The sequence below is a fragment of the Actinoplanes sp. ATCC 53533 genome (assembly GCF_003947245.1).
Genome location: NZ_QHHV01000428.1, coordinates 1 through 1,862 on the forward strand (window position 1 = coordinate 1; position 1,862 = coordinate 1,862).

Below are 1,862 nucleotides of genomic sequence, written 5' to 3' on the forward strand. Positions count from 1 at the left end.
GCCGGCCGGCCGAATACATCACCGTGTCGGCCGCGATCTTCTTGCCGCTCTTGAGGATGCAGAGCGCGGCGGTCTGGTGGCGCTCGACGGCGGCCACCTCCTCGCCGAACCGGAACGTCACCGAGAGGTCGCGCAGGTGGTACTTCAGCGATTCGATGATCTCCTCGTCGCAGAAGTCGAGCATCTTGTCCCGCCGCTCGACGACGGTGACCTTGGTGCCGAGGGCGGCAAACATGGAGGCGTACTCCATGCCGATCACCCCGGCGCCGACCACGACCATGCTGCGCGGCACCTTGTCCAGGTTGATCACGCCGTCCGAGTCGACGATCGTCCGGTCGTCGAAGTCGACGCTGTCCGGCCGGGCCGGCCGGGTGCCCGCGGCGATAATGATCTTGTCGGCGGTGACCTTGGTGTCGCGTCCGCTGCCGTCGTCGATCGAGAGGGAGTGCGCGTCGGTGAAGTGGCCGGTGCCGGTGAGCATCGCGATGTGGTTGCGGGCCAGCTGGTTGCGGATGACATCGGTCTGCCGGGTGATCACGTGCGAGGTCCGCGCGGCCAGGTCACTGACCGTGATCTGCTCCTTGACGCGGTAGCTGCTGCCGTACAGGTCGCGCTGGCTCAGGCCGGTCAGGTAGAGCACGGCCTCGCGCAGAGTCTTGGAAGGCACTGTGCCGGTGTTGATGCACACCCCGCCGAGCATGTCGCGGCGGTCGACGATGGCGACCCGCCGGCCCAGCTTGGCGGCGGCGATGGCCGCCTTCTGACCGCTGGGCCCGGAGCCCAGCACCAACAGGTCGTAGTCATACACGGATCCCAGCGTGACAGGATCCTCCGGGCTGCGCCCGCGCTATTGCGCGTTTTCGCACATGACCTTGATCGGGATATCGATCTCCGGCGCGTGGCCGGGGGGCCAGGGCGACCCGTAGAGCTCGGCGCACATGACCACGGTCATCCACGGCACCCACGGCCCGCGCAGCATGATCGGCTGGGCGCCCTGGAAGTAGAGGTTCACCGACCAGTCGAGCGGGTTGGGCTGAATCATGATCAACGAGCGAAAATCGTACGCCACGCCGCCGAGCAGCAGCCGCTGACTGGTGACGACCACGGCCTGCCGGTCGCCGTCGCGCCAGCCGTCCCGGGTCTCGGTGCTGTGCTCGGTGAAGAACAGCCCGCCGCTGGCGAAGATGCTGCTCGAATAGTCCACCGTCTTGGAGAAATACGCGGAGACGTCGACGAGGAACGAGCCGTACTGCTTCTCGCCGGCCTGCAGCTCCACCGTCGGCGCCACGCCGGCCGGGTGACCGCCGCGCTGCACATGCCGGACCAGCATGGACATGGAACGCCAGCCGGCGTCCGTCTGCTCGGCGTTGTAGGCCCGGGCGGGCACTTTGGATAGATCTGAATTCACCAGCAGAGAGTCCCACGCCGAAACGAGCGACCACCAGCGAGTTCGCTCTGCCGAGAGCTGAATTGTCCGGAGCGCGAAGATCAGCTGGCCGAACGTCCGTCACCCGCGCGCCGGTGCGCCGGCGTGTCAAGGTTGATCATTTGTCCTGTTTAGTCTCCGGAATGTCCCAGTCCCCGGGCGGCGCGGCGCAGGAACTCGGCATTCGTGGCCGTGGCCTTGAGGTGCTCGAGCAGCTGCTGCAGGCTCTGCTTGCGGTCCTGACCGGTGAGCGCCCGGCGGAGTTGGTGCATCAGGGCAAGCTCGGTCGGCGCCACCAGCGTCTCGTCGTGCCGGGTGCCCGAACCGGTGACGTCGATCGCCGGGAAGAGCCGGGACTCGGCCAGCGACCGGTCCAGCTTGAGCTCGGCGTTGCCGGTGCTCTTGAACTCCTCGAAGATGACGGTGTCCATCGCGG

At 67.2% G+C, this 1,862-nt stretch carries 2 protein-coding genes and 1 pseudogene; all 3 read right to left on the bottom strand.

Annotated features, from left to right (window positions below; all coding sequences use genetic code 11):
- On the bottom strand, positions 1-808 hold an 808-nt coding region (locus DMB66_RS58690), incomplete at its 3' end, for an FAD-dependent oxidoreductase (RefSeq protein WP_125812578.1).
- Between the two features lie 39 nt (positions 809-847).
- A complete protein-coding gene (locus tag DMB66_RS58695) occupies positions 848-1,408 on the bottom strand; it encodes a hypothetical protein (protein ID WP_125812579.1) in 561 nt (186 codons plus the stop codon).
- A 149-nt stretch (positions 1,409-1,557) separates the two neighbouring features.
- Positions 1,558-1,862, bottom strand: a pseudogene (locus DMB66_RS62110) (transcription termination factor Rho); the annotation flags it as partial.